Annotated in this window: 20 protein-coding genes; 5 read left to right on the forward strand and 15 right to left on the reverse strand. The window is 59.0% G+C overall.

Features of this window, described 5'->3' with window-relative positions; genetic code table 11:
• Positions 1-142: 142 nt before the first annotated feature.
• From C1Y42_RS05375 to C1Y42_RS05385, 3 genes are all read right to left on the reverse strand, one after another.
• Positions 143-1,417 (reverse strand): MFS transporter, encoded by a 1,275-nt coding sequence (locus tag C1Y42_RS05375; protein WP_104092951.1) that lies wholly within the window; start codon positions 1,415-1,417, stop codon positions 143-145.
• Positions 1,392-2,462 carry an amidohydrolase gene (locus tag C1Y42_RS05380; RefSeq protein WP_104092952.1) on the reverse strand — a complete coding sequence of 357 codons (1,071 nt, stop codon included), beginning with the start codon at positions 2,460-2,462 and terminating at the stop codon, positions 1,392-1,394. Before C1Y42_RS05380 ends, C1Y42_RS05375 begins: the two co-directional genes overlap by 26 nt.
• A gap of 267 nt (positions 2,463-2,729) precedes the next feature.
• Positions 2,730-2,912, reverse strand: a complete 183-nt coding sequence (locus C1Y42_RS05385; protein ID WP_104092953.1) for a DUF1289 domain-containing protein — start codon at positions 2,910-2,912, stop codon at positions 2,730-2,732.
• A 121-nt stretch (positions 2,913-3,033) separates the two neighbouring features.
• On the opposite strand from C1Y42_RS05385, the gene C1Y42_RS05390 reads away from it, so the two are divergent.
• The 4 genes from C1Y42_RS05390 to C1Y42_RS05405 all read left to right on the forward strand — a co-directional run bounded on the left by C1Y42_RS05390 (position 3,034) and on the right by C1Y42_RS05405 (position 6,231).
• Positions 3,034-3,309 (forward strand): metal/formaldehyde-sensitive transcriptional repressor, encoded by a 276-nt coding sequence (locus tag C1Y42_RS05390; RefSeq protein ID WP_058769814.1) that lies wholly within the window; start codon positions 3,034-3,036, stop codon positions 3,307-3,309.
• A 46-nt stretch (positions 3,310-3,355) separates the two neighbouring features.
• Positions 3,356-3,706, forward strand: a complete 351-nt coding sequence (locus C1Y42_RS05395; RefSeq protein WP_104092954.1) for a DUF3147 family protein — start codon at positions 3,356-3,358, stop codon at positions 3,704-3,706.
• Positions 3,707-3,789: 83 nt separating this feature from the next.
• Positions 3,790-4,815, forward strand: coding sequence for an NADP-dependent oxidoreductase (locus C1Y42_RS05400; protein ID WP_058758571.1), 1,026 nt, complete (start codon positions 3,790-3,792; stop codon positions 4,813-4,815).
• A 150-nt stretch (positions 4,816-4,965) separates the two neighbouring features.
• Entirely contained in the window at positions 4,966-6,231 is a 1,266-nt protein-coding gene (locus C1Y42_RS05405) for an SfnB family sulfur acquisition oxidoreductase (RefSeq protein WP_104092955.1), read from the forward strand.
• Here the strand turns inward: C1Y42_RS05405 and C1Y42_RS05410 are convergent.
• From C1Y42_RS05410 to rluF, 6 genes are all read right to left on the reverse strand, one after another.
• On the reverse strand, positions 6,228-7,592 hold the full coding sequence (locus C1Y42_RS05410) for an LLM class flavin-dependent oxidoreductase (protein ID WP_104092956.1): 1,365 nt from the start codon (positions 7,590-7,592) through the stop codon (positions 6,228-6,230). The genes C1Y42_RS05405 and C1Y42_RS05410 overlap by 4 nt on opposite strands.
• 12 nt (positions 7,593-7,604) lie before the next feature.
• Entirely contained in the window at positions 7,605-8,579 is a 975-nt protein-coding gene (locus tag C1Y42_RS05415; protein WP_021506018.1) for an ABC transporter permease, read from the reverse strand.
• On the reverse strand, positions 8,572-9,585 hold the full coding sequence (locus C1Y42_RS05420; RefSeq protein ID WP_058758574.1) for an ABC transporter permease: 1,014 nt from the start codon (positions 9,583-9,585) through the stop codon (positions 8,572-8,574). Before C1Y42_RS05420 ends, C1Y42_RS05415 begins: the two co-directional genes overlap by 8 nt.
• On the reverse strand, positions 9,582-11,090 hold the full coding sequence (locus tag C1Y42_RS05425; protein ID WP_233210685.1) for a sugar ABC transporter ATP-binding protein: 1,509 nt from the start codon (positions 11,088-11,090) through the stop codon (positions 9,582-9,584). Before C1Y42_RS05425 ends, C1Y42_RS05420 begins: the two co-directional genes overlap by 4 nt.
• Before the next feature lie 4 nt (positions 11,091-11,094).
• On the reverse strand, positions 11,095-12,081 hold the full coding sequence (locus tag C1Y42_RS05430) for a sugar ABC transporter substrate-binding protein (RefSeq protein ID WP_021506015.1): 987 nt from the start codon (positions 12,079-12,081) through the stop codon (positions 11,095-11,097).
• A 265-nt stretch (positions 12,082-12,346) separates the two neighbouring features.
• Positions 12,347-13,228, reverse strand: coding sequence for a 23S rRNA pseudouridine(2604) synthase RluF (gene rluF / locus C1Y42_RS05435; protein WP_104092958.1), 882 nt, complete (start codon positions 13,226-13,228; stop codon positions 12,347-12,349).
• Positions 13,229-13,455: 227 nt separating this feature from the next.
• Between rluF and C1Y42_RS05440 the strand changes: the two genes are divergently transcribed.
• Complete coding sequence (locus tag C1Y42_RS05440) at positions 13,456-14,124, forward strand: MmcQ/YjbR family DNA-binding protein (protein ID WP_104092959.1); 669 nt, start codon at positions 13,456-13,458, stop codon at positions 14,122-14,124.
• Here C1Y42_RS05440 and C1Y42_RS05445 read toward each other — a convergent pair.
• The 6 genes from C1Y42_RS05445 to C1Y42_RS05470 form a co-directional block, all read right to left on the reverse strand.
• Positions 14,108-15,052 carry a metallophosphoesterase gene (locus C1Y42_RS05445; protein ID WP_104092960.1) on the reverse strand — a complete coding sequence of 315 codons (945 nt, stop codon included), beginning with the start codon at positions 15,050-15,052 and terminating at the stop codon, positions 14,108-14,110. The genes C1Y42_RS05440 and C1Y42_RS05445 overlap by 17 nt on opposite strands.
• 12 nt (positions 15,053-15,064) lie before the next feature.
• Positions 15,065-15,883 carry a carbohydrate ABC transporter permease gene (locus tag C1Y42_RS05450; RefSeq protein WP_021506011.1) on the reverse strand — a complete coding sequence of 273 codons (819 nt, stop codon included), beginning with the start codon at positions 15,881-15,883 and terminating at the stop codon, positions 15,065-15,067.
• Entirely contained in the window at positions 15,880-16,791 is a 912-nt protein-coding gene (locus C1Y42_RS05455) for a carbohydrate ABC transporter permease (protein ID WP_058774661.1), read from the reverse strand. The genes C1Y42_RS05450 and C1Y42_RS05455 overlap by 4 nt, the downstream gene beginning before the upstream one ends.
• 10 nt (positions 16,792-16,801) lie before the next feature.
• A complete protein-coding gene (locus C1Y42_RS05460) occupies positions 16,802-18,079 on the reverse strand; it encodes an ABC transporter substrate-binding protein (RefSeq protein ID WP_104092961.1) in 1,278 nt (425 codons plus the stop codon).
• A gap of 27 nt (positions 18,080-18,106) precedes the next feature.
• On the reverse strand, positions 18,107-19,210 hold the full coding sequence (locus tag C1Y42_RS05465; protein WP_104092962.1) for an ABC transporter ATP-binding protein: 1,104 nt from the start codon (positions 19,208-19,210) through the stop codon (positions 18,107-18,109).
• A 156-nt stretch (positions 19,211-19,366) separates the two neighbouring features.
• On the reverse strand, positions 19,367-20,332 hold the full coding sequence (locus C1Y42_RS05470; RefSeq protein WP_021506007.1) for a sugar-binding transcriptional regulator: 966 nt from the start codon (positions 20,330-20,332) through the stop codon (positions 19,367-19,369).
• Positions 20,333-20,420 lie beyond the last annotated feature (88 nt).

Genomic DNA, 20,420 nt, shown 5'->3' on the forward strand with positions numbered 1-20,420 from the left:
GCCGCGATGTGGTGCAGGATTTTGCGGTGATGATTCTGGCTACGGTGGGTATACCACACAACTGGCTGAACACCTGACAGCGCGTCAGGTATTCAGCCGTGTCACCGGTTTTAGCGTACCGATTGCGCGACAGGCGCACAGCTTACTGCAACTTCACGCCTTTGGTTTCTGGCGCTAACCAGACCACCACCATCGCGGCAAGAAAGGCGATCACTGTGGTGGCCAGCCCGGCGGTGAATCCTCCAACGCTGGCCACAAAGCCAATCAGCAGCGGAGCGATAAAGCCGCCCAGGCGCCCGCCGTTATACGCCAGCCCCATTAAAAAGCCGCGTGACTGCGTGTCGCCAATGATCTCAGCGAGGAAAGGACCGGAGCCGGCAAAAATTCCGTTTACGCCAAACCCTGCCATGAAGATGGCGACCATCAGAATCAGCGGCTGAGTGGTCGCCAGATACATGCCGACCGCCACCGCACCGATAAACAGGTAGAGCAGAAACATCGGCCTGCGCCCCCACTTATCGGCCAGCAGTGAGAACACCAGGAAGCCTGCAATGGCACCGGTTTGCAGGGCCAGCACAAATTTCAGGCTGTGAAGAAAATCAAGATGCTTAACTTCACGAAGATAGGTTGGCGTCCAGGTGAATACGCCCCAGAACAGGTACTGAATGAAAAAGATAAAGGTAAATGCCAGCAGCAATCCTTTGAGGTTGATTTTGCGGGTACCTGCTGTTTTGCTCTGGCGGTGAGCGCGTTCCTGCTGGCGTGCCAGCCAGACAGGTGATTCAGGCGTGATATAAGCAATAACCATCATGATAAACACCGGCAGTGCGCCAATCATGAAAAGGTAGCGCCAGCCGCCGTTTTCCAGCCCGCCGGTCAGGGCCGTCACCAGCGCCGTCAGGCCAATCGCCAGGATCGCCCCCACCGGTAACCCCATCTGCATCAGCGCGCCACCGCGTGCACGACGTTCCGGACGCCATGTTTCGGCGATCAGTGCCGCTCCTGACGTCCACATGCCGCCCATACCCAGCGCACCGCAGAATCGCAGCGCAGCAAACGCCTGAGGATGGTGGGAGAACGCCAGCAGTCCGGAGAAAAGTGAATAGATGGCGATACAGATAAAGGCCGTTCTGACGCGTCCGATCTTATCGGCAACCAGCCCAAACAGAATGCCACCAATAATCTGCCCGCCTGCCGTGGTGCTGATAAACACGCCAAGTTCCGTTTTGCTGACATCAAATACCACGCCCAGTACCGGTAGTAACAGCGAGAGCAAAAACGAGTCATAGCTTTCAAACGTCCACCCTAACCCGCCCAGCGCCAGCGTCCTTTTTTCTGCCGATGTATACGAGATCGCTGCAGCGGACTCATCCTGCGCCAGGGGAGGCGCTTCATGCAGTCTTGATTTGATATTCATCCATATTCTCCAGGGAGGATAAGCGATAGCGTGCAGCCGCGGTGCGCCAGAACAGCTGTTCTCTTTCGGTCGGCGAAGCGTGCTCAGCCAGCCTTTTACAGGCATTCCAGAATACGCCGTAGCTGAACATCCCTTTGTCGACAGGGAAGTTGCTGGCGAACATACAGCGCCCGACGCCAAACGCGTCAACCAGGGTTTCAAACTGCGGCCGCCAGGCCTGCGAGAGCGTCAGGGAGTCCGGTGGCGTGGCGTGCTGGGCGAAGGAGTAGCCCATGACGGTCATGCCGAAACCGCTGATTTTGATGCTCACGTTTGGCAACGCCGCCAGCGCAATGATGGCCTTTTTCCATTCCTGGAAGGTGGCATCCCGTTTGTCGGCATACGGCCCGCTACCGATCGGCCCGCCGCAATGGTCCACAATAATGTGCAGTTCGGGTAGCGCTCGTGCCAGCTCAGCGATTTCATCGAGTTGGGTGTGATAAACCCAGACATCCAGCGACAGTCCTTTGCGGGCCAGACATGCGGCACCGCGCCGGAATGCGGCACTGGCCGCCAGACCGGCGGGCGGCGTCGCGGGACTGGATACCACGCGCGGGTCATCGTGCCAGGCCAGCGGATTACGCATCCCGCGTAACCGTCCGCCTGAACGTTCCGTCATGCTTTCAATCACCGGCAGCAGGTCATCGCCAGCCAACAGGCTGGCACCGCCGACAATCGCTTCACAGCCTGCCGCCGCGCCGTAATGGCCGCTGTCAAACATTGCCGCGACGCCGCTGGCAAACTCCACCTCACCGACGGGTTTGAAGGCCACCGGTCCGTTGCGGCGCAGCATTGAACGGCATTGAATGTAGACGGTGGAGAGTATCCGGTGGCCGGATGCTTCGATATCGTGGCTGAATTCAGGCGCCAGATAACGCCCTGACTGGCGATCCCATAAGTGATGATGCGCATCGACCATCGGCAGGTCGGGCATCAAAGCGGGTTCACGATGCAGTGCCAGCCAGTGCTCTCTGACTGGCAGATGCGGTGCGTTAACGATCTCCATAGTATCCCCTCTTAACTGCCTGATTTAAATCAGGTCTGAAACGCTGCTGGCGTGCCTCATCGCCAAAGTCATGAGTTGCACCAGATAAAACACAGTTTTACATAGTAAATTGACTATAGATTCACCGCATAACTGATAGCCAGCAAAAAAGGGATGTTAATGATGTAAGTAAGATGTTAATCACAAATGTCCTGCTACACCGTCAGGTTTCAATCTTTGGCAGCAGCGTCAACCTCAATGTGTGTCGCCTCGACCTGACGAACAAGACTACGCCTCTCGGGTTTTAAGCGCTTTCAGGCGCGCCGGAAGCGCCCGCTCTGTCGCTTTGCGATGGTAAGGCGAAAGCTTGCGCCAGCTTTGGGTTTCACCACGGGTGCGTCCGCATCCTTCGCACCAGCCGGTTTTCGTATCAAACACACAGAGATCGATGCACGGCGATTTTGCGACCATATCCAGCCTCCTGGGATTTGGATGTCAATGTCGGGGTAATCAGTTGCAGGCGGCCCGAAAGCGCCGTAAAGTGAGTTATATACTATACCCCAGTATAGGACATGATCAAACGGAGGCAGTTATGGCCCATACCCTGAGAAATCAGAAAAGCTTGCTCACCCGCATTCGACGCATAAAAGGTCAGGCGGCGTCGCTGGAAACCGCCGTCGAATCGGGTGAAGAGTGCCTCAAGGTACTGCAGCAGGTCGCGGCAGTGCGCGGCGCTATTAATGGCCTGATGAGCGAATTGCTCGAAGGCCATATACGCGAACATTTGATGAACGCAGAGGCTACGCCGCAGGCGCGAAGTGAGGATCTGGAAGAGATCGTGGCGGTCATTCGTTCTTACCTAAAGTAGAAAATCAGGCACGCAGCCGGCTTAATGATAATTATCGGGAATAACGATGCTCTGGCTAATCTCAAAATACGCGTTAACCGCCTTCATGGTGGTACTGATCTCAGAAGCCGCGAAACGCAGCTATCGTCTGGGCGGCCTGCTCGCCGCTTTACCGCTGGTCACCCTGCTGGTGCTTATCTGGATGAAAATAGAAGGACAAACGCAGGAAAAAATTGCCGCTCACGCATGGTATACGTTCTGGTATGTGGTGCCGACACTGCCGATGTTTATCCTGTTTCCGTTTTTTTACCAGCGCGTCGGCTTCTGGCTCACGCTGTTACTCTCCTGCGTGATTACCGTGGTGCTGTTCGCCCTTTGGGCGCTGTTGCTGAAGCGGTTTGGTATCATTCTGATGTAAACGCAAGCCGCATCAATCATCCATTCCATGCCCGATCATTGGCTACACTTGCTGTTTTACCCGCGCAGAAACAAGGAAATGCTATGACTCAACACGCTTCACTCAATCACGCCTGGCTGCTGGCGTCACGCCCGGACGGCGAGCCGGTGAAAGAGAACTTCCGCTTTGTCGAACAACCGCTGCCGCAGGTGCAGGCGGGACAGATGCTGCTGCGCACCCACTATCTGTCGCTCGACCCATATATGCGTGGCCGCATGGATGACAGCAAATCCTACGCGCCGCCGGCGCAACTCGACCAGCCGATGGTCGGCGGCACCGTATGCCAGGTGGCGGAATCGCAGCATCCGGACTTCAGCGCCGGCGACTGGGTGCTGGCGGCCAGCGGCTGGCAGAGCTATGCCCTGTCCGATGGCACTGGCGTGACTAAAATCGGTCATCTGCCCCATCCGTCCTGGGCGCTGGGTATTCTGGGTATGCCGGGCTTTACCGCCTACATGGGCTTGATGGATATCGGTCAGCCCAAAGCCGGTGAAACGCTGGTTGTCGCCGCTGCCACCGGACCGGTGGGTGCCACGGTCGGTCAGCTCGGTAAGCTGAATGGCTGCCGCGTCGTCGGCGTGGCCGGCGGCGAGGAGAAGTGCCGCTACGCGATTGACACCCTCGGTTTTTCCGCCTGTATCGATCATCATCGTGACGATTTCGCAGAACAGCTGGCGGCCGCCTGCCCGGACGGTATCGACATCTATTTTGAAAACGTCGGCGGCAAAGTATTCGATGCCGTCTTCCCGCTACTCAACACCGCCGCGCGCGTGCCGGTGTGTGGCCTGGTGTCGGGCTACAGCAGTCGCGAACTGCCACCCGGCCCCGATCGCACGCCGCTGATCATGGGCGGGATTCTGAAACGCCGCATCCGTATGCAGGGCTTCATCATCTTCCAGGATTATGGCGATCGCTATCCGGAATTCCTGCAGGCGATGACGCCGCTGGTCGAGCAACAAAAAGTGTTGTACCGCGAACACATGGTAGAAGGGCTGGAGCATGCGCCTCAGGCGTTTATTGACATGCTGAAAGGCAAAAACTTCGGCAAAACCGTGGTGAAAGTGGCGTAGCCAGCGGTTCTCTCCCCGACTGTAAATCCGGCCTTAGTGTGCGAGCACTAAGGCTTTTTTGCGCTTTGCTTAACCGCTATTGAGATATAAGCCCTCCGCGTGCGCATGCGATGATGCCCTCCTCTATCCTCTTCTACCGGAGAAGTCTTTATGTCGCTGACCTTAGCCGACTCCGCGGCGCTGCCGCGTAAAGTCAATACGCAACAGGCGGAAGCACCGGTGCCATTACCGGCTGGCGCCGCGCATATCATTCGCGACGATGCGGAAGCTATCGCCGTAGCCCATCAGCTGGCGGCCAGCTTCGCGCGCGAGGCGGCACTGCGCGATCGTGAGGGCATTCTGCCCCTCAAAGAGCTGGATGCGTTCTCGCAAAGCGGCCTGTGGGCAATGGCCATCCCCAAAGCCTGGGGCGGAGCGGGCGTGTCGTGGACCACCGTGGCCAGGGTGATCGCCATCATTTCAGCTGCCGATCCGGCGCTCGGTCAGCTGCCGCAAAACCATCTGGCCGGTGTGGCCCATCTGCTGGAAGACGGTAGCGAAGCACAAAAACAGGTACTGCTGAGCGAGGTACTGGCCGGGCTGCGCTGGGGTAACGCCTTTTCGGAGAAGCATGGCCGCACGGTCGCCGATTTTCAGACGCGCTTTCGGCGTGACGGTGATGAGGTGGTGATTAACGGGGAAAAATTTTATGCCACTGGCGCGCTGCTGGCGCATCGAATCCATGCCGTGGCGCTGGACGAGCAGGACCGGGCGCATCTGATTGTGCTCGATCGCGACACGCCGGGCATCAGCGTCATTAATAACTGGTCGGCCTTTGGTCAGCGCACGACGGCTTCCGGTACCGTACTGCTGGAGAATGTCCGCGCCCCGCTGTCGCGCGTTATTCCAACCTGGCAGGCGTTTGAGCGGCCAACCGCTGCCGGGCCGATTTCACAGATTATTCAGGCGGCGGTGGATGTCGGTATTGCGCGCGGCACCATTGAAGACACCCTGCAATTTGTTCGCGAACGCTCGCGGCCGTGGATTGACAGTGGCCAGGCGCGCGCTGCCGATGACCACTTCACGCTGGCGGCAGTCGGTGATTTGAAAATCCGCCTGCACGCTGCCGAAGCGCTGCTGTGGCAGGCCGGAGCAGTGATTGACGCCGCGCTGGCGCAGCCCGATGAAACCAGCGTGGCACGCGCGACCGTGGCCACCGCCGAGGCCAAAGTGCTGACGACGGAGATCGCTCTGCTTGCCGGTAACAAACTATTTGAGCTGGCTGGCACCCGCGCCACGCTGCAGGAGTTTAATCTGGACCGCCACTGGCGCAACGCGCGCACCCATACGCTGCACGATCCGGTGCGCTGGAAGTATTACCACGTGGGTAATTATTATCTCAACGGCACGCCGCCGCCGCGCCATGCGTGGAGCTAAGGGCGGCGGAAGCGCGTTGCCGGATGGTCAGCTGCCAGGCGCGGCTGACCCGTCAGACGTTCACGCAAGGTTAACGGCTGTGCTGGCTGAGGACGCACCCGCCCGCGCTGGCGCAGTACCGGCATGACCCAGGCAATGAAATCGTTGAAGCTGCCCGGGCTGATAGCCCAGCCCAGATTAAAGCCGTCCACGCCCGATTCTGCCGCAAACTGATCCAGCCGATCGGCAATGGTTTCGCCGCCGCCCACCAGCAACGGATGCAGACCACCGATACCGATGTAGCGTGCTGCCTCACGCAGCGTCCAGCGTTTTTGATCGTCAATTCGCGTCAGGCTGGCCAGCGCCGAACGGCAGGCGTCGGTTTCGCGAAAGGCCAGCGGCATGTCCGGATCCTCCTGCGACCAGTCGATACCGGTCCACGCCGAGAAGAGCGCCAGCGCAGCCTCTTCACTGATGTATTGCTGATAATCCTCAAGTTTGGCCCGGGCGGCGGCATCATCCTCGGCCGTGATCACCGTGATGGCTGTGACAAAACGCAGCGACGCCGGATCGCGCCCTTCTGCCACGGCCAGCTGACGAATGCGCTGAATATCGCTGGCAATCGCCTGCGCGGTGACGCCACCGAGGAAAATGACTTCTGCGTTACGGGCAGCAAACTGCGCACCGCGTGCCGAAGTGCCAGCCTGAAACAGCACCGGGGTGCGCTGTGGGCTGGGCTCACTGAGATGTGCATCCGGCACCTGATACCAGCGACCATAATGCTGAATAGCGTGCACTTTTTGCGGATCGCTATACAGGCTGTTGGCTTTATCGCGGCTAACCGCATCTTCCTCCCATGAGCCTTCCCACAGCTTCGCGGTCACATCCAGAAACTCCTGTGCGCGATCGTAACGCTCATCATGCGGCAGCTGCCGGGTCAAACCCAGATTGCGCGCCGCGGAATCAAGCATGGAAGTCACCACGTTCCAGGCGATACGCCCGCGGGTGAGATGATCAAGCGTCGTGAACTTGCGCGCCAGCAAATAAGGATGTTCGTAGGTGGCAGAGACCGTAATACCGAAACCGAGGTGCTGCGTGACGGCTGCCATGGCTGAGACCAGCAGCAGCGGATCGTTCACCGGCATCTGAGCGGCCAGGCGCAACGCCGCGTCCGGCTTGCCCTGCCATACATCCAGTTGTCCCAGCGCATCAGCAATAAACAGCGCATCAAAACCTGCGGTATCAAGCTGCCGCGCGAGGGTCGTCCAGTAATCCAGCTCGGTATAGCGATGCGCCTGATCCTGGGGATGTCGCCACAATCCGGCAGAGAGATGACCAGGGACATTCATCATGAACGCAAACAGCAAAAACGGTGAAGGCATCCGTTACCCTCCTCAGACAGGGCGACGCGCACGCAGCGCACCCACGGCCAGTACCACAAAGATCAGTGCGCCGGTTGCCACCTGCTGCCAGTAAAAGTTCCAGCCGACCAGCAACAGTCCGTTGGCGATGAAACTCAGCAGCACGACCCCCAGCAGCGTACCCGGCACATTCGGGCGGCGCGAAGGCGCGAAGGTCGCGCCAATAAAGCTGGCACCGATGGCATTCAGCAGATAGGCATTGCCCGATAACGGTACCCAGGCTTTGACATTGGCGGCGAGAATTAACCCGACGATACCGGCGACCAGTGCACTGAATATGAATGCCAGCGCGGTGAGACGTTTGACCGCCACGCCAGAATGATGCGCTACGCTGAGCTGTTCACCCATCATGCGCAGTGCGCGACCGCTGGCGCTGCGGTGCAACAGTTGATACAGCACCAGCACCACGCCCAGCAACAGCCAGAGCGGTAGTGGAACGCCAAGTAGCGTGCCGTGACCAATAGCGGTAAAACCCGCCGGCAGCGTCTGGCTTAGCAGATAGACCGGCTGCCCACCGTTGGACGACAGTTGCTGTACGCTCTGACCAATAAACAGCGTGCCAAGCGTGGCGAGAAACGGTTCAACGCCGAGTTGTGTCACCAGAAAAGCGTTGAACACGCCTACCAGCAGTGCCGCCGTCAGCGCACCCAACAGCGCCAGCGGCAGCGCGACCTGATGCAGTACCAGCGTCACCAGCACCAGGCAGGCGACATCAATCGCCGTACCGACGGACAGATCGATCGCGCCGATACGCGTGACCAGCGTCATGGCCAGCGCCACAATCGCCAGCGGTGCGACATTATTCAGCAGCACGCTACGAATGTTGGCGACAGTGGCAAACGCGGGCGCGGCGATGATGAAAAACAGCAGCAGCGCAACAAAGGTCAGCACCATCAGGCTGCGCAACAGCCCCGGCACTTTTTTACCGCTCAGGCTCAGTTCAGACATGAGATGCCCTCCCCGCCTGACGGCGCCGCAGTAGCGCGGTCAGCGCCACAACCAGCAGGATGAGCACACCCTCGACGCCGTTAATCCAGTAACTTGAGACGTTAACCAACTGAAAGCCGTTGGCTATCAGACTCAGAAACAGCGCGCTGATCAGTGCACCGCCCAGGGTCGGCACCAGGCGACGCGAAAACACCACGCCGAGCAGCGCGGCGGCAATCACCATCAGCAGATTGTCGTTAGCGCCCGGCGAACTGCCGCTGAGCAGCGCCACCGAGGCAATGGCTGCCAGTGCAGCGCTGAAGCCGCACAGCACATAACTCAGACTTTGATAGCGCGCCACGCTAATGCCCGCCGCGTTGGCGGCCTGCGGATGGCTACCCACCGCCTGCAGGCGCAGGCCAAACGCGGTGAAACGACTGAGCCCGAGTGCACTCAACGCCAGCAGCAGAAATCCCCAGCCGAGCCAGGAAACGCCCAGCGGTCCGCTGGCTATCAGCAGGTTTTGCAGCGCGCTGCTGGCGGAAATCGACGCGTTTCCGCTCAGTACCATCTCCAGTCCCATGGCGATGTTCATGCTGGTCAGCGTCGCCAGCAGGGGCAAAATACCAAGCCAGACAATCGCCAGGGCATTGAATATCCCCACGGCGATGCCGGTGAGCAGCGTGAGCAGCAGCGCATAAGTGACAGAGTGTTGCTCAGCAATCTGCGCCGCGAATACCGCGGCACACAACCCCATATTAGCGGCAATGGATAAATCAATGCCGCCGCTAATCCCCTGAACACCGCCACCGCTTAGCACCAGCGTCAGACCCAGCGCCAGCGTTCCCACCACCGCCGTTTGCTGCAATACGTTACCGAGGTTGATCACGCTGAGGAAAATAGGCGACAGCCAGGCAAATACCGCCAGCACCAGTACAATAATCAGCAGCGCGACGTGCTGCAGCCACGGCTGCCCCTGCGGTTTGCCTGCCGCCGTCACCACCGCCGGTTGGCTCAGTTCACTCATAGGATTTGCTCCGTCAATGCGCCCGTGCCGGAAGCCAGGGACAGAATCTCCTGATGACTGGTGTGCCGGGCGGACAGCGTGGCGACCTGCTCGCCGCGCGCCAGCACAATAATGCGGTCGGCGAGCGTTTTCAGTTCCAGCAGATCGGTGGAAAAAAGGATAATCACCGCCCCGGCAGCCGCCAGCTGCTGCAGGGTTTGATAAATGGCGGCCTTGGCGGCAATGTCGACGCCAACCGTGGGCTCATCCAGCAGATAGAGCGTGGCGTGGGTGTTGAGCCATTTCGCCAGCACCGCTTTTTGCTGATTTCCGCCGGATAGCTGACGCAGCGGTGCCAGCTGGCCCGGTGTGCGGATCGCCAGCTGGCAGATGTTGTCCGCCACCAGCGCGGTCTCGGCGGTTGCAGAGACGCCGCCCCAGCGCAGCAGGCGCTGCACGGTCGTCAGGGTGATATTGTCGCGCAGGCTCACATCGAGCGCGATGCCGTTGGCGCGGCGATCTTCCGGCACCAGCGCGATGCCACGTTTCACCGCGGCATGTGGCGAAGCCGGTACGCCGTGCGTCTCACCTACGCGCAGCGTCCCGCTCACGCCACGTTCCAGACCAAACAGTGCGCTGATTAACGCCTTCCCTCCGGAGCCCAGCAGGCCGGTAATGCCAACGATCTCGCCACGTCGTGCGCTGAAACAAACATTGTGAAAGCGACCCGGCGCGCTCAGGGCGTCTACGGTCAGCACCGGCTCGCCGTCAGGTGGCAGACCGCGCGGTGCAATCGCCTGCTGCGTCTCACCGATCATGGCATTAATCAGCGCCTGCGGAGAAAGGGCGTCGCCGGTAAAATGCGCGACGTCTTTACCATCGCGCAGCACCGTAACCCGCTGGCACAGCGCCTGTATTTCATCGAGATAGTGAGAAACGTAGATCAGTGCGATCCCCTGCTGACGCATACGTTCGATAACGCGAAACAGCGCCTGCACCTCGTGGCGCGCCAGCGCGGCGGTCGGTTCATCCAGCACCACCACGCGCGGCGCGCGCTGTAATACGCGACAGATCTGCACCAGTTGCTGTTCCGCCACGCTTAACCCGGCGATCAGCGCATCGGGATCGATCTGCAGATCGAAGTGCTGTTGCAGTAGCTGCCGCGCCTGCTGCCGCATACGCCGGCGATCGATAAACGGTGTGCTGCCAATCCGTGGCTCATTACCGAGCAGCAGCGCTTCCGCCACCGTCAGCGTGCCGGGCAATAGCCGCTCCTGATGAACAATGGCGATGCCCTGCTGTTGTGCCTGAGCCGGACTGGTCAACACCAGTAGCCGGCCTTCCAGCGTCACGCTGCCCTCATCGGCGGCGTGGATGCCGCCCAGCACTTTGATCAGCGTCGATTTTCCGGCTCCGTTATGCCCAATCAGCCCATGCACTTCGCCGGCGTGGACATCAAGCGATACCGCCTGCAGCGCGGGAATGCCGTCAAAGGCTTTACTGATCTGGCGCAGTTGCAGTCTCACTGTTTTATTTACCATCGCTCTGGCCCAGCGTTTGCTGCGCCTGCGCCGCATTCTCTTTGGTGACCAGAATGGCCGGAACATAGGTGGCAGGCGGAAGTGAGCGATCGCCGGCAAGGTATTTCGCCACATTTTGTACCGCAGTCTGTCCGATCAGATAGGGTTGCTGCGCCACCACCGCCGCCGCGCTGGATTTCGGATCTTTCACCAGCGAGACCACGTCCGGGCTGCCGTCCACGGCGTAAGTTTTGATTTCACTGCGACCGGCAGCATCAACCGCCTGAGTGGCACCAATCTGCGGTACGTCCCATGCCGCCCAAATAGCCTGTACTGACCCTTGCGGATACTTGTTAAGCAGCTGACTAATCTGCGCATAGGCATCCTGCACGGTATTGGGAATTACGTCGCGCAGTTCGGGCTGAATGATTTTAATTTTCGGATACCATTTCAGCACGGCTTTTAACTGGTCATAGCGCATCGCCACCACCGGCACGCCATAAAAACCATTAAACACCAGAATATTGCCTTCGCCGCGCAGATCATTGACCAGTTTTAATGCCAGCTGCTCGCCAATATAAAAGTTATCGGAGGTCGTGACGTTAATACTGGATGGGCTGGCGGTATCCACGGTAAATAAGGGAATGCCGGCGTCGCGAATTTTTTTCAGCCAGGGTTCCAGCACTGAGGCGGTGCCCAGCGTTTCAATAATGGCATCCGGTTTTTGTGCAATCAGCGTTTGAATTTGCGCGATCTGCTGTGACTCTTTGCGTCCGCCATCCAGCGCGATAGGCGTGCCACCCAGCCGCTTTACTTCATCAATTTGTCCCTGATAGGCTTTCAGATCCCAGTAGTGATCGGTACCGGCCACGGTAATACCGATACGTTTACCGGCCAGTGAGGGAATGGATGCATCAGCGGCGCGAGCGTGCAGCGACAAGCCGGCGAGCAGCGATGCAGAGGCCAGTAATAGTCCGGCCAGACGGTGTTTATGCATTGTTTATATCCCTGGAAAAGGTTCAGCTAAATAAGGTGAGTGACGCCTGCTATTCGGCGTATAGCTGAAAATTATCACAGTCACTATTTATCCCTAATGCCATTTTCTCCTTTGGATATGCAGCGGATTTGCATATTGATTGCGTGAAAAAGCATGACCGGGCGCAGATATTCTGACGCCCGGTTATAAATAATAAAAATGTGGCTGGAATGAAGGCGTGCGGCGCTAAAGATACGTGATGGTCGCGGGCGCCGCGGGTGTGATTTTAACGCCCTTTTTTCTTGCGTCCCGGCTGGGTAAAGCGCTTGCGGTTCGCGCCCTGACCCGCTTTGTCACTCTGTTTCGGTGCGCTGACGGCCGGTTTTTTCGCGGCGGGCATCGCCGCTTTCTTCTTCGCCTGTGCCCGCTGCGTTTTTTGATCTTCTGACGACGAATCCTCAATCAGCTTAAACAGGTCGATCAGTTCATCGTCCGTCAGATCGCGCCACTCACCGAGCGGGATACCTTTCAGGCTCACGTTCATGATCCGCGTGCGCTCCAGCTTCGTCACTTCATAGCCAAAGTGTTTGGCCATGCGGCGAATCTGCCGGTTCAGTCCCTGCACCAGGATAATACGAAATACAAAGGTCGACTCCCGCTTCACTTTGCATTTTTTCGTCACTGTGCCGAGCATCGGTACGCCCGCCGCCATGCCGGCAATAAACTCATCGGTGATCGGCTTATCCACCGTGACCACGTACTCTTTTTCGTGATTGTTACCGGCGCGCAGGATTTTATTCACCAGATCGCCGTGATTGGTGAGGAAAATCAGCCCCTGCGAGTCTTTATCCAGCCGGCCAATCGGGAACACGCGCTTGCTGTGGTTAACGAAGTCACCAATGTTGTCACGCTCGCCCTCTTCCATGGTGGTGACAATGCCCACCGGCTTGTTGAGGGCGATTAATACCAGATCGTCTTCGTTGCGCGGTTCAATCAGCCGCCCGTTGACTTTGACCTCATCCCCGGCGAACACCTGCGCACCGACGCTGGCGCGTTTGCCGTTAATGAAAACGTTGCCTTGTTCGATGTAACGATCGGCGTCACGGCGCGAGCAGATTCCGCTCTCGCTGATGTATTTATTCAGGCGCGTGGATGAGTTGGGCAGCATGGTTCCTCCGAAAAAAAACGGACTATACAGCATGTGCGCGCGTTGCGTAAGGCTGGGTTAAGCGTCCGGTGGCGGTTGTTCTTTGCGGTGTGATATGGCGAAAAAGCGGTGCCGGGTGTCATAGCGATTTATGGCACATAAAAATCCCTCCTGTCGGTTAAAATAGCCCGCACGCCCCGATTAAACTCCGGGTATTGTGAACATCTCACCGTTAACCAGGCATGAAAATGTACAACGTAAATCATCTTTTCGTCAGCCGGGAAATGAATGTGAAAAAGCTGCTGGCTTACGGTTTTCGCAAGGATGGGCAGGATTACGGCTACCGCTGTGATGTGATGAATAAGCAGTTCACCCTGCAGGTAAACATCACTACTCAGGGTGACATTGCCGCCACCATTATCGATAAAGTCACAGGAGAAGATTACATTCTTCACCGTATTACTTCTGCCACCGGTGCCTTTGTAGGGCAGGTTCGTGAAGAACATGACGCTATCTTGCTGGATATCGCAGAAAAATGTTTCCCGCAGAAGCATTTCAAAACAGCGCAGGCCGATGCGATCGTGCAGCACTTAAAACAGCAGTATCAGACTGAGCTGGAATTCTTATGGCCGCGCTTTCCTGAAAACGCCATCTTTCGCCGCAAAGATAATCAAAAGTGGTTCGGCGCGCTGTTGACGATTCACAGCAGCAAGCTGGGCCGACCGGATGATAGTCTGATTGAAATCGTCAACATTAAAGTCTCGCCGCAGGCGATCGCTTCGCTGGTCGATGGCGAGGTTTATTTCCCGGGCTACCATATGAACAAAAAGCATTGGGTCACCCTGTGTCTGGATGGATCAGTCCCGACGGCCGAGGTTTTGTTGCGCATTGACAACAGTTTTAACCTGGCCGGCTAGCAATCGGCGCGGCACCGTATACCTCTTCGCGGCTGATTTCGCCGCCCCATCCCCGCAGCCGCAACGTCTCGCCCGTCAGTTCCACCACCGCAAAGGGCACGCGCGACGGGCCATCCAGCATCCCCTGCAGGGTTATAAACACGGTATCCGCGCGGCGATGATAGCCGCCACGGTGATCGTGGCCGGCAAAACAGGCGCGCACGCCATAGCGGCAGAACAGCGCTGCCAGCTGCGCACCGTTGAGCAGACTGTGGCTGTAGCCCGGTGCCAGCGGATAATGGCCGAACACCACCACCTGCTGGCCGCAGGCGCGGGCCTCAACAAGCTGCGTTTCCAGCCACGCCAGCTGCGTCGCGCCGACCGCGCCATTCCACGGCTGCGCCTGCGGTTGCTGGCGCGCCTGTAAATCAGCCAGCAGTGCGGCCGCGCGCTGGCGATCGTCGCCGTTGTGTTGATTGCAGTACAGGCTGATATCGTTGCCGTCGTAGACAATAAAGCGCCAGCCCGGCAGCTGAAAGGCATAGTAACTTTTTGGCAGCGGCAGCGCGTCATCGAGGTGCTGCGCGATGGTCTGGGCGTCGTGATTCCCCAGCACCACGGCATGCGGATGGAGTAGCCGATCGTAGAGCGGCAGCAGCGTGGCATAGCTGGCCCAGTGGCGATCCACCAGATCGCCGAGCGTAACGACAAAATCCAGCGGCTGCTGATTGAGCGCGGTTATCGCCTGCGGCAGCTTATGCAGCGCATGACGATAGTAGAGATTCGCCGGGACATCCGCCTCAACGTCAGCATATTGCGGATCGGCCAGCAGCCCGAAGCGCAGCGCGCCGTCGAGCGGTGCCGCGCGTAAATCCGGTAACTGATACAGCTCAGCGACATCACCCAGCCGCTGGCGTTGCGCTGCGGTTAGCGCATGGGCATATCCCATCTCTGGCTCTCCTTAGCGAATACCGGCACGCATGAATGACTGAATAAACTGCCGCTGGAACAGCAAAAACAGCAGCAGCAACGGCAAGGTGGTCATCAGCGTTGCCGCCCCAATCAGCGCCCACTGCACGCCCTGCTCCGGTGCGGAAAACAGCTGCAGCCCGACGGTTAACGGACGCACCTGAACCGAGTCGGTGATCACCAGCGGCCAGAGAAAATCGTTCCAGTGGAAGCTGATCGAGACCAGCGCGAACGCCACATAGATTGGCTTCGCCAGCGGAATGTAGATGTGGCGCAGAATGTAAAACCGGCTGGCCCCTTCAACGGTTGCCGCCTCTTCCAGCACCAGCGGAATGCTTTTGAACGTCTGCCGCAGCAGAAAGATGGCGAACGCCGAGGCAAAGTACGGCAGCGCAATGCCGGTCAGGGTATCGCGTAGCCCGAGCGCGCTGATGGTGCGGTAATTATTCAGAATCAGCACATCCGGGCTGATCATCAGCTGCAGCAGAATCAGCGCGAAGAGGAAACCGGAAAATTTCAGGCGGAACCGCACCAGGGCATAAGCGGCCAGCGTGGCCAGCACCAGCTGGACCACCACAATCATCAGCACCAGCAGCGTGGTATTGAGGAAGTAGCGGGCAAACGGTGCCGCGTGCCAGGCATTGATGAAGTTCTCCAGCGTCAGCGGTGCCAGCAGCGAAAAGTGCCCCTGTCCGGCGGCCGGATGAATGGCAATCCACAGCGCCACCAGCATCGGCAAGCTCCACAGCAGCGCGGCCAGCCAAATCAGCAGGTTGAGCGCAAAACCGCCCGGAGAGGATGCAGCTTTCATTGATAATGGGCTCGCTTGTCCAGCAGATGAAATTTGATCAACGCAATCGATCCGAGGATCACCAGCAGCACCACCGTCATGGCCGACGCGGCTGGCATGTCCCAGAAACTGAATGCGGTACGATAGATATAAAACAGCAGCAGGCTACTGCTGTTGTTCGGGCCGCCGTTGGTCATGGCAATCACCTGATCGACAATGCGGAAGGCGTTCATCGAGGCGTTGATCAGCACAAACAGCGTGGTTGGCAGCAGTAGCGGCCACTGCACGCGGCGGAAAAAGTAACGGCGCGATGCGCCTTCAATGGCGGCGGCTTCGCTGAGGCGCGGATCGATCTGCTGCAGGGCGGCGAGATAAAAGATCATGAAAAAGCCCGCCTCGCGCCATACCGAAACCGCCATCAGGCAGTACAGCGTGGTATCCGGCTCGCCGAGCCAGTTGACCGCCGGTAGCGAAAACCATGCCAGCAGGCTATTCAGGATGCCAAGCTGCGGCGTGTAGAAAAACAGCCACAGATTGGCGATGGCGATCATCGGCAGCAGCGACGGAATGAAGAAGGCCGCACGCACCAGTGCGTTGCCGCGCAGCCGACGATTGACCGCCAGCGCCATCAGCAGCGCCAGCGTCACCGCCAGCGGAATGGTGATCAGCGCATACAGCAGGTTATTCCACAGCGACTGCATAAAAATGTCGTCATCCAGCAGCGCGCGATAGTTATCCAGCCCGACAAAATGGGCCGGATGCGAAGCGCGCGCGGCGCTGAACAGGCTCTGCCACAGCGTGGCCAGCGCCGGATAATGGGTAAACAGCAGCAGGAAGCTGAGCGCGGGCAGCAGCAGCAAATAGCCGCTGAGCTGCAGTGACCACCCTCGCGGGCGCAGCGTGGCGGCGCTGCCAGAGAATGAGCTCATCACGCGGCCGTCACTGATAGTTTTTCAGCAGGCGGTCAGCCTGTTTCTGCGCATCGGCCAGCGCCTGGGCCGGGGTTTTGCTCTGCGTCACCGCTGCTTCAATGGCGTGATTGAGCGCGTCCTGAATCTGCACGCTGTTGTAGGTCGAGAGCTCCGGCTGAGCATATTTTAGCTGCTCACGCGCCACCAGTGCCTGAGGCACCTGCTGCACATAGGCTTTCATTGCCGCCGTGTCCCACGCTGCCGGCGAGGTGGCGACATAGCCGGTAGCGATACTCCAGCGCGCGGCCTGTTCCGGTGCGGTGACCCAGCGGATGAAGCGCATCGCCGCCTGCTGCTGCGCCGGTGAGGCGCTTTTGAACACGTACAGGTTACCGCCACCGGTCGGGCTGCCGCGCTGGGTTTTCTCCGGCAGCATGGCGACGCCAAACGGGAAGGTCGCGTTGTCGTGCACGTTGGTCAGGTTGCCGGTGGTGGTGACCATCATGGCCGTTTTGCCGCTGATGAAATCCTGCGGCGTGGTGCCCCAGGCAATCGCACCCTTCGGCGAGACTTCCTCTTTCTGGCCGAGATCGGTCAGCCATTGCAGGGTTTCCACGTTGCCCGGCGTGTTGAAATACACGGCGTTGCCCTTGCCGTTATCCAGCCGTCCGCCATTGGTGGCTGCCAGCCCCTGGAAATTCCAGTAGCCGTTCGGCGTGGAAGGGATTTCAATGCCCCACTGGCTGACGCCGCTGGCCTGTTTCAGCGTCAGTTTTTTGCTGAATGCCACCACCTGCTGCCAGGTGGCGGGTGGTGTATTCGGATCGAGACCGGCTTTCTCAAATGCCTGTTTGTTCCAGTACATCACCACGGTTGAGCGCTGAAAAGGCACGCCCCACACTTTGCCCTCAATGCGACGCAAAAAGGCCGGATAGAAGCTGTCGATCCACTGTTTGCCCTCTTCACCCGTGGCTAAATCGCTGGCGGCGACGATGGCACCGGCATCCATCAGCGACCAGGCTTCAATATCGCCCATCACCGCCAGTTGCGGTGCGTTACCGCCGCGAAACGCCGTCAGCGCTTTGGTCACGGTGGTGGCGTAATCGCCGGTGTAGACCGGCTGAATGCTGATCTCAGGGTGCTGTTTTTCAAAATCCGCCACCAGGGCTTCCACGGTGTGGCTGACTTTACCGCCGACCGCAATCGGATAGTACATCTGTAACTTCACCGGCTCAGCAGCAAACACCGACGCGGAGGCACACAGCATAACGACACAAGCCAGAGGCGAGAAACGGATCGCAGACATGATTTTCCCTTGAATAAACGACAACGGTTAAACAGCGTATTTTTTCTCAGCGAGCAACATCGGGTGTTCAGCAGCGACACAGCGCTGGCCGCTGGTGGTGGAAAACAGGTATTGCCGGCTGGTGGACCACTGCAGGCCGACCAGGCTGTCATCCGTGAAGCGCTGCAGGCCGGGCACTTTGACGGTCAGTGATTCCGTGATGCCGGGCAACCGACATACCAGCAGCGTATCCGCGCCCATGTATTCGTAGCTCACTACCCGCGCACTCAGCGCGGCCTGCTGCGGGGCGACCAGCTGGATATCCTCCGCGCGCAGGCCCAGACTCAGCGCCGTTTCGCCGGCATAGCTCAGCAGCGGTGTGCTGAGATGGCTGAGGTAGTGATGCGCGCCTTTGCTGTGCAGTGGCAGGATATTCATTGGCGGTGCGCCAATAAACTGCGCGGCAAAACAGCTCGCCGGCTGGTTGTAGAGCTGGTCTGGCGTGCCGTGCTGCTCAATGCGGCCATCGTTAAGCAGAATGATGTGATCGGCCATGCTCATCGCTTCGGTCTGATCGTGGGTGACGTACAACATGGTCAGCCCGAGCTGCTTTTGCAGCGCGCGGATTTCGCGCCGCATGCTCTGACGCAGTTTGGCATCCAGGTTGGATAACGGCTCATCCATCAGACACAGAGTATTGTTGGCGATCACCGCCCTGCCCAGCGCCACGCGCTGCTGCTGCCCGCCGGAGAGCTGTGAAGGCAGGCGCGCCAGCAGCGGTTCCAGTTCAAGCAGTGCGCTGACCTGCGCCAGCCGGGCGGCAAACTGTTGCTTATCTTCACCGCGCGCCTTCAGGCCAAACAGCAGATTCTCCCGCACGCTCAGGTGAGGAAACAGCGCGTAAGACTGAAACACCATCGACAGATTGCGCTGCGCCGGTGGCAGAGGCGTGACGTCGGTGTGATTGAAATAAATGCGGCCGCTGTCGGCCGTTTCCAGCCCGGCGAGGGTGCGCAACAGCGTCGATTTACCGCAGCCGGAAGGCCCCAGCAGTGCGACGAAACTGCCTTGCGCCACGTCGAAGCTGATATCCTGCAGCGCGATTTTATCGCCCCAGGTTTTGGTGATGTGTTGCAGCGAGAGATGGCTCATGCATCCGCAGTCCTGAAATCAGAATGGCGGTAAGCTAGCTGAGGCGGATGAAAGATTTATGGCGCTGACGTGACGGTTGGGTGATGGATGGCGACCTGCCGCAGAATCCCCCTCACCCGGCACGCCCGCAGGCCGCGCCGGGCAGGCGTTGATGCGTTACTGCGACATGCTCAGAATGGTGCGGATGTTCTGCGCCGTGGTGGCAATGATGTCGATAGCGCCGGTGCGCAGCGCGCCGAGGATCGCCATGGCTTTAGTGTTTTCTGCGGCAATGGCAATCACGCAGGGAATTTTACGCAGCTCGTCGATACTCAGGCCAATTACCCGGTCGTTCATCACCGTATCCACGTGCTGGCCCTGGGCATTAAAAAAATCATAGCCGGCCACGTCACCGGTCACGCCCTGATTGACGCTGGCATCAATGATCTCATGTGGTGTGAACCAGCCGAGCTTCACCATATAGCTGTTTTCGTTCATGTCGCCGATGCCCACCAGTGCCACATCCGCTTTCCGCGCGCGGTCGAGCGTCTCTTTGATGGTGCCGTTTTGCATGAAGGCGTCGCGCAGCGCCCGGTTTTCGACGTAAGCCGGGGCGTACAGGGTTTCGCTGATGCCGCCAAACTTTTTGGCCAGCCGGCGGCTGATGTGGTCCGCGTTGATGGCATCCCCCGGACGATGGGTGCCGCCGATGCCGCTGATAAACAGGCAGTTGCGCGTCGGCACCTGACCGGGATAATCGGCGACGGCCGCCACGTTGCGCCCCTGGCCCACGGCGACAATGGCGTTGTCTTTCAGCGACTGCGCGAGATGCGCCGACACCAGCGCCGCCACCTGACGCCGCTGCTCGTCGCTGTCTGGCGAATCGAGGGCAATCAGCGCGCGCTGCAGATGGGGAAAACGCGTCTGCAACTGCTGTTCCAGCCGCGTACTGAACACCGGATGGTAGCGCACATTGATCTCGACGATGCCCTCTTCACGCGCGCGTTTCAGCAGTCGCCCCACCTTAATACGGGAAATCCCAAACTTACGCGCAATCTCCTCCTGGGTGATTTCGTCCTGATAGTAGGCGACGGCAATTTCCGTCAGCAGCTCGGAGTCCTGAGAAAGCGTGTTTTTTTCCATCCGTTACCTGTCTTGTATCGTCGTGCGGAGTGCTCAGCAGGGAGTTATATCATTGATGCGACTCGCTTCGCCAGCCAGCAACGCCGCG

The organism is Pantoea sp. ICBG 985 (assembly GCF_002928365.1).
GTDB classification, from domain to species: Bacteria; Pseudomonadota; Gammaproteobacteria; order Enterobacterales; family Enterobacteriaceae; genus Pantoea; species Pantoea dispersa.